Origin of the sequence: Elstera litoralis (genome assembly GCF_000963705.1) — a bacterium.
GTDB classification, from domain to species: Bacteria; Pseudomonadota; Alphaproteobacteria; order Elsterales; family Elsteraceae; genus Elstera; species Elstera litoralis.
Map to the genome: position 1 here is coordinate 1 of NZ_LAJY01000857.1, position 7,767 is coordinate 7,767.

Sequence of the window (7,767 nt, forward strand, 5' to 3'; positions counted from 1 at the left end):
TTCCGTCGGGGTTTTTGCGATAGACCTTGCGGCCCGAGTTATCGACGCTCTCCACCTGCTGCGTGGCAAAGAAGATATCGTAGTCCTGCACCTTGGGGCACAATGGCCCGAGCGCTGCGTCATCGTTCCATTTCTGGACAAACAGCACGCTGGTCTTGGTGCCTGTGTGGGGCTTAAAGGTATTGGGATGCAACCCGACAACCGCGAGAATGCGGCAGCGTTCCATAATAAACTCGCGCGTCCGCTGGTCGGAGGCATTATTGAACCGTCCCTGCGGCAAAACCACGGCCATACGCCCGCCCGGACGCAGGAAGTCTAGATTGCGTTCAATAAACAGCAGATCGCGCGCCACTGCCCGCTCCAGCTTGCCATCCTTCTTGTGGGCAAGATCATAGGGCGAGAGCATATCCGACTGCTTAATGTCACCCGCAAACGGCGGGTTGGCCATTAGTACGTCGATTCCAAAATTTCGATAGCTGGGTTTATCGCTCGCCTCGCCCCTCTCCTTAACGCGCAGCTTGCGCAAGCGTCGCCAACCGTCGCCATAAGTATCGAGCCATTCATTTTGCTTTGCGGTCTCGTCCCACTTCGTCCAATCGAGGGTGTTGAGATGCAGAACATTGGTTTCGCCGTCGCCCGCAATCAGATTGAGGCACCGCGAAACGCGAACACTTTTTTCATCGAAATCGATGGCAAAAACATGGTCTCGGACATAATCGATACAGCGGTTGGGCTTGGCCTCCATCGTAAACAGGTGGCTTTCCTCACGCCCCATTTCCCGCATGATCTGCCGCCACACATGAAACATACCGTGCACGGTAAAGCCCGCCGAACCGCAAGCCGTATCGATCACGGTCTCGGTTTCTTTCGGGTTCATCATGCGCACGCACATGTCGATAACCCAGCGCGGGGTGAAATATTGTCCCTTCTCGCCCTTAGAGGATTTGGAAACCAAATATTCAAAAGCGTCGTCGATCACGTCGAGATTAGAGTTGAAGAGTTTCCATTCTTCCAGCGAGCCAACGCACACCTGGAGATGATCGGGTGACAGTCGGATGCGCTCATCTTCAAGAAAGACCCCCGGCCATTTTTTCTTAGCATCATCGAATAAATTCTGAATGGCCCCCTTGAGCTGCGCAGCCGTATTTTGATTGCGGAACCTTAGCGAAGTGTCGCGGCGATGCGAGGTCATCTCGTCATATAGCTTCGTGAAGATCAACTTGAAGACCTCCTCGAAAACATCAACCCCAGCATTCGCCAGCACTTCATCTTCCATATCTTCAATCAGATCACGCAGCGAGCGGGCAGATTTTCCCTCTTTTACCCGCTCGTCTTCGAGATCGATCAAAGTCTGGATCGTCCAAGGGTGATCGACGACATCTTCAATTGTTTGATCCGCGCGCGGCAATTCGTGGATCGGCATGAAGTAATTGGGGTTCTTACGATGCCAGACTTCGGCAATTACCTCATTGCTCCAGACCGCCAGGGGGGCACCTGTTGCGTGAGCGTATGAGCGGAGCTGTTCCTTACCATCCTTATATTTAAGCTGCTTCACTTCAAAAATAATATAGGGCACGCTGGGACGGTCAGCATCAAAAACAACTATATCCGCACGTTTAGAACTGTCACGCCCGAACGTGATGGGATATTCAACCGTAATTCTAGACCGAACGTAGCCAAGCTTATCCATTAAGCGCGCAAGCCAAAGTTGACGGGTTTTTTCCTCCGGCTTGAGTTGAATTTCCTTTTCCCGAATAAGACAGGTAACATAAGGCACCCGCTGCCCTCGAATGTCGCGGTAAGTTACGCGGCTATAAAGTGCCCGTAGTTCTTCTTCGGAAAACAGAGGGCTTCCGCCGAACTCTCCAGACGTCTTATCCATAGAAACCGACCTTTATATCCAGAGCTTCCGCTGAGATTGATGGGAAGCTTCGCTTTTATCGTCTCTATACCTGGCCTGCTCTCGTTACAAGTGTGGAATTACGGTCATTGCCAATGCCACCATGCTGTCAAAAAAATCGGTATGACGTGCGCGCTGTAAGCTCGGCCTGCCCGGGACGGCGGGACCGTTAATGGTAGGTCGATCTCTCCGCCTCAAGAACAGCATAGGCCCGCCGGATCGGCGCCCCAATCTCCTCGAACCCCATTAACTAAATCCTGCTGCCCGGCAGGCCTTCGAGCTTTGGCTGCGCCGGATTTCGGCTCGTCTGATAACGTCCTGCAGTATCTCCTTATCGAGCGACAGGTCTGCGACCAGTTTCTTCAGCTTGGTGTTTTCATCCTCAAGCTGCTTCAACCGCCGCATCTCGGTTGGCATCAAACCATGATATTTCTTCTTTCAGTTGAGGTAAGCCGCCTGGCTGATCCCAGCCTTCCGGCAAATCTCCGCAACAAGAACCCCGTCCGCGCCTTGTTTCAGAATGAACGCTTCTGGGCGTCCGAGAACTGCGATGCTTTCATCCTTTTCCGCTCCTCCCAGCCAGGGAAATTCAGACGGAAAAACTCTAACTCAAAACCGTCCAATTTCTCGGGAGCAGATCACCGCAAGTTGGATACATTTGCATGGAACAGGTCAATGCCGCAGCCGACTGAGTGTCCGGTGAAACGGGGCAACACTACTCACCAGCTGCTGCTTGCCCCTTGTGCGAGAGATGGCAGGGAAAGTTCGTCAAGTTTTTTTACCTATTTCGTAGGTAATACGACGCAGTTCGCACCGGACTTCATGGAACGCGAAGGGGGTTGAAGTCATCAAGCTAAAGTTGCATAGTGCTTCAGTATGCTTCGTATCCGGTAGGAGGCCGCGCGCTTGTCAGATATCTATGCCCATAGACCCGCGCGGTTCTTCACTCAAATTTATTCAAGTCATTCAGTAAGTCCTACCCGAGAAGCCTACTGTGCCGGTTTCGAAGTCGAGGAATGGCGCTGTAATGGACTTGCCGACCACCTTATCGAATGGCTTGCGGACTACGCCCTCAAGGAAGACGAGTTGGGGGTACATCACGGGAATATGTATATCCGCCTCAGAGAAGCGGCTATTCGAATATATACTAGCAATAAATATAAGAGACGCGGCGAGGTTGGAGAGATCGCACTACACGCGATCTGCCGCGAGTTTTTTGGCACGATACCGCTCGCGCCCCGTGTGTTCTATCTCACCTCATCAAACGACGTCGTCAAATCCTTTGACCTGGCTCACGTTCGTATGGTTGAAGGAAGAAGTGAACTTTGGCTGGGTGAAGCGAAATTTTATGAAGACAGCAATGCCGCAACCAAAGCTGCTATTTCTTCAATCACGGAACATATCGACCTAGGCTTCCTTCGGAACCAGAAGCTCATTCTGGGCCCTCAAGTATCAAAATCACTTCCGAACTATCAAGAAATCAGAGATATTCTTTCAATCCAAACTTCGCTAGACGAACTCTTTGACCGAGCGGTGTTTCCAGTGCTCGTCGCTGGCGATAGTTCCGCTACAAAGAAAACTAAGAGAGTTGATGACGACTACACGGCAGCCATCGAAGCAGAGCTTGCCGCTCTGTACGACTTGATCACGAAATCAGGTCTCATGACTAAAATTAGGGTCATGCTGATCTATCTACCATTGGCGGAAAAGTCACGCCTTGCTGACGCATTTGACAATAGACTGAAAGGCTTGCAGCCATGACTATGTCGCCGATTGACTGGGCCTCTCTTGATAAAATAGACGGACCGGAGATTATACCTGCTGTATTTAAAGTCCTACAATCTGCATCCCTTGCAATTAACTCCTCAGAACCTGACGAGCCAGAATTACTCCAAATTATTCCTAGAATTTATCGATTGATTGATAAAAAAGCCTGAGTTGGAAAAAGTTAAGAGAAGTGGTGAACGCGCTCGCTCGAGCCACCGGGCTGTGGAATTACATCGACAAGGAGATTGCGGACTACGCAGACTTGCTTCTCGCGGAAAGTGTTACGTCCGAAGAGCTTGGAGGTATCACCTTTCATCGTGAACAAATTGAGGCCTTAAACACGCTGCTGTCGGGCGAGAACCTGATCTTGAGCGCGCCGACGAGCTTTGGGAAAAGTCTTCTTGTTGATGCGCTATTGGCCTCTGGAAAGTATCGTAGAGTTGCCATTATACTGCCTACGATTGCATTGCTAGACGAGTTCAGGCGCCGCCTTCGCCGGAGGTTTCAGGACAAGTTTGAGTTGGTAATGCACCCCGAAGAGCGCGCCGCAGGCGCGGATGTCATTTTTCTCGGCACCCAGGAAAGGTTGCTCAATCGCGACGACATCGGGACGCTCGATCTGACCGTTGTGGATGAGTTCTATAAGCTTGATCCGAGACGCAAGGATGAGCGCAATGTTGCGTTGAACGCCGCTGTAAGGAGGCTTTTGCTAAAATCTCGCCAGTTCTTCTTCCTCGGTCCGAATATCGACGATGTCACTGTAACCGTCGAAGGGCGTTGGAAATTTCAGTTCCTAAAGACACGCTTTTCAACTGTAGCTGTTGATATATATGACTTAGGAGAGGTTGAGGACAAGGAAGCTCGCCTTTATGAAGAGCTGAGACAAGAGCGCAATTGGCCCTCGCTTGTTTTCGTCTCATCGCCAGATCGGGCAAACATGCTTGCGGGCACTGCTGCCGATAAATTCAAGGTGTCGCACACCGCTGACGAGATGGCCACTTGGATGCGGGAGAACTATGGAGACAAGTGGCCGCTGATTGCAGTAGTCAATAATGGCTTCGCCGTTCACCACGCCCGCATCCCTCGATCCCTAGCATCCCAGATGGTGCGCCTGTTTAACGCGAAGACCCTTCCCGTCCTATTCTGTACCTCGACCCTGATCGAAGGGGTCAATACTGCAGCAAAGACGGTAATGATCTACGATAAGAAAATCAGTAGGGCAAACTTTGATTTTTTCACCTTTTCGAACATCAAAGGGCGTGCGGGGCGCCTGGGTGAGCATCGTGTGGGGCAGGTTTATCTCTTCAATCCGCCTCCCCCACCGCAAGAGACTGAAGTGGCACCAACATTGTTCGACGACGAAGAAAATGCCTCGGATGACTATCTTGTCTTTCTAGACGAGGTAGATCTTTCCAAGGACACGAATGCTCGAATTTCAGTAATTTCTAACGAGCTGGGGCTGTCAAGGGACGAGCTGCGGATTGCCTCCTCAGTAGGCTTGGAGACTGCGGCTCGCATTCGCCATCAGGTTTTACAGAGTCTGCACAATAGCAGTCTTTTAATTTGGAGCGGATACCCCGACTACAATCAAATCGAAGAGGTCGTTCGGGTAATATGCCAGGTGAAGAGTGCCCGCGATTTTGGTGCGTATTCTGATAAACAACTCACGTTTTTGATTTCCGCTCTGAGGGGCGCCCAGAAAATAAAGGATTTTATGCTCAATTACAACTCAAGCTACAAAGGTGATCCAGAGGCCTACGATGGTATATTCAAGTTTTTACGTGCATGTGAGTATGGCTTGCCGCAGGTAATTTCGCTAGTTGCGCTGTTTGCCTCGAAGAGGGACGACTCCGTGAACTACGACCTATTTGTGCGAGAACTTAGCCGCTGGTTCCGAAACGAGGCTTTGAGAAGCTTGGAAGAGGAAGGGATTCCAATTCAGGTTGCAGAGCGCTTCGTAAAAAATAATGACAGCAAAAAAACCCTGACAAAGCGTTTGGAACAAGCTGTCCTGGGCGAGTCTGGCTTGCTCTCTGATTTCGAACGCAACTGGTTGGCCTATGCACTCGATCTGAAACTGACTTAGGTGCAATTTTTGGTTGCAATTAATTTATGGCTGTGGCCTACTTCAATACGCCGTCCTGGCTTCGAATGCGAGCGGACTGATACCGCCCAGATATGAATGGCGACTACGCGGGTTGTAGAGGTCGTTGATTTACGGGAAGATAGCGGCTTCTGCCTGCCACCTTGTTAACCAAGTTTGGCGCCCGAGCAATGCAGCCTTCAGGCTTTTGAAGAAGGCCTCGACAGTCGCGTTGTCATAGCTCATGCCCTTGCCTGACATTGAGGGTAGCAAACTGTGGGCCTGTTGCTTTTTCTGCCAGTAGTAATAACAATACCGTATGCGCTTTCCTCCTCATGCGTTGCTGTGATAGTTCCACGGAAGCAGATCGTCGATTTGGCTCGGCTTATGGCCTTTGACGATGGCGGTGAGGGTTGCGGTCAGCCAAGCCTGTGGGTCGATACCGTTCATTTTGCTGATTTCGATCAGCGAGGCGATGACGGCCCAGTTTTCTGCTCAGGCGTCGCGCCCCGCGAAGTAAGCATTTTCTCGGTTGAGAGTGATGGGGTAGATGGTAAGGTCCGGAATATAGCTACCTATTTTTGTGTGCTCATCGGTAAGCGTCTGCCTCTTGAAAACATGATGGTTTTGCCATCTAGAGCCTAAATTTACGAGGGTAAAAAGCTCGCACACGTATAGAATTCGGTCCGAGTGCAAAATACAGAAAATACACTGGGTCACTTACTCATCTGCACAGAATATCAGCCGATTTAAGCAGGTCAGCTGGAGGGCGGTAATTTTTGGGAAAATCTGAATGAAACTCTAGTCCATATGTTAATTGAGTCGTATCAATCTGCCATTAGCGAGATATGCGTTAAATGATGACAGAAAAATACATAGGCGATACCCGATTTATATACAGAATCTTGCCTATGATCTCACCCAAGGCCAATGAGACAACCTTATCAGCTACAATTTCCAGCGATGTCGGTACGGAAATTTCGTCGAGAACATGTTGCAGATGTATTCTACATCTCTGTCAACAGTCTCTGAGGCACAACCAAAAAACTTTAAAAAACGTGAAATTTTATTCTATACTTTTTAATGTGTTGAGAGGCTCCAGGAATATATCCCAAAGGAACGGGGTTTAAATTGATCTCTTTTTTTTGAGGAAGTTAAGAGGAATGTCTAAAATTGCTGATACAGTCACATATGTTGACGAGGCTGGTTTGAATGGTCTCGTTCGCAACTTGACCCCCGAGCAAGATGATGAAATTTCTTTACTCTGTGCCCTACCCATACCGATTGAACATGTAAACTTCTGCCGTAATGAGGTAAAGAAATTTTATGATGTCTTTTGTGAGGCTGCGCCTCCAGAATCAATATTGCATATTACTGATGCATTTGCCGAGGGCAACAAAACTTGGCGTAAGGCTGCAGAGAATGCGCGGCAGGGGATTTTTGAGATCGTACGTCGACACAGAATTTATGTGGTCTACGCTGCGCGTAGGGCTCGCATAGCTCGCAAAAAGTTTTGTGGAGCGCGCCGAAAGACAATCAAAAGCTGTGACCGAAATGAAATCTACAGAGTTTCGAATTCCCGGCCAAGAAAGACCAAGCAACGAAAATATTCTTGAGCAAACAATGATTCAATTGGGTTTAAATTTGGACGACTTTTTGAGATTATGCAAAAAAAGATTTTACAAATATTCATTTTGACAAAATAGATGACAATCTTCTTCGCGCTTTTAAGTTAAATTTAAATGATATTATTGATTTATCGAAAGGATCATATTCGGTGAACGTTACAAACATAAACACTCTTGAGCGCAGTATTAATAAATTAGAATTAGAGGTAAGAGTGAAAGATAAAATGGTAAATGCGGACAGGATTGGGGAAATTATTGTTATTGACAAGAGTGACCCGCTGATATTTGCGGTTGATGTAATTGCAAATTCTCTGCTTCGTCATTTAAAGAAGCTTTCAAGCGATGCGCCTCTTAATATCGATAAAAGTGTGCGGGATTGGTGTTTGTTC

5 protein-coding genes and 2 pseudogenes are annotated in these 7,767 nt (G+C 48.9%); 4 read left to right on the plus strand and 3 right to left on the minus strand.

The annotated features are described in order from the left end of the window. Together VZ95_RS20240 and VZ95_RS20245 are read right to left on the minus strand one after the other, a co-directional pair. Positions 1–1,882 (minus strand): N-6 DNA methylase (locus VZ95_RS20240; RefSeq protein WP_045777466.1); only part of this gene is annotated, 1,882 nt, incomplete at its 3' end. Positions 1,883–2,072: 190 nt separating this feature from the next. Further along, a pseudogene (locus tag VZ95_RS20245) lies at positions 2,073–2,460 on the minus strand (transposase); the annotation flags it as partial. Positions 2,461–2,806: 346 nt separating this feature from the next. Between VZ95_RS20245 and VZ95_RS20250 the strand changes: the two are divergent. Both VZ95_RS20250 and VZ95_RS20255 read left to right on the plus strand, forming a co-directional pair. Further along, entirely contained in the window at positions 2,807–3,661 is an 855-nt protein-coding gene (locus VZ95_RS20250) for a HamA C-terminal domain-containing protein (RefSeq protein WP_084627956.1), read from the plus strand. Positions 3,662–3,860: 199 nt separating this feature from the next. Then, a complete protein-coding gene (locus VZ95_RS20255) occupies positions 3,861–5,753 on the plus strand; it encodes a DEAD/DEAH box helicase (protein ID WP_156995468.1) in 1,893 nt (630 codons plus the stop codon). 330 nt (positions 5,754–6,083) lie between these two features. On the opposite strand, the pseudogene VZ95_RS24635 reads toward VZ95_RS20255, so the two are convergent. Then, positions 6,084–6,350 (minus strand): annotated as a pseudogene (locus VZ95_RS24635) (transposase domain-containing protein); the annotation flags it as partial. A gap of 563 nt (positions 6,351–6,913) precedes the next feature. On the opposite strand from VZ95_RS24635, the gene VZ95_RS24640 reads away from it, so the two are divergent. Beyond that, complete coding sequence (locus VZ95_RS24640; protein ID WP_156995469.1) at positions 6,914–7,366, plus strand: hypothetical protein; 453 nt, start codon at positions 6,914–6,916, stop codon at positions 7,364–7,366. A 161-nt stretch (positions 7,367–7,527) separates the two neighbouring features. Further along, positions 7,528–7,767, plus strand: a 240-nt coding sequence (locus VZ95_RS24645; RefSeq protein ID WP_156995470.1) for a hypothetical protein, incomplete at its 3' end; no start/stop codon positions are given.

Excerpts from the sequence above, each read along its gene's own strand:
- VZ95_RS24640 (WP_156995469.1), top strand. The coding sequence starts at position 6,914 with ATGTCTAAAATTGCTGATACAGTCACATATGTTGACGAGGCTGGTTTG.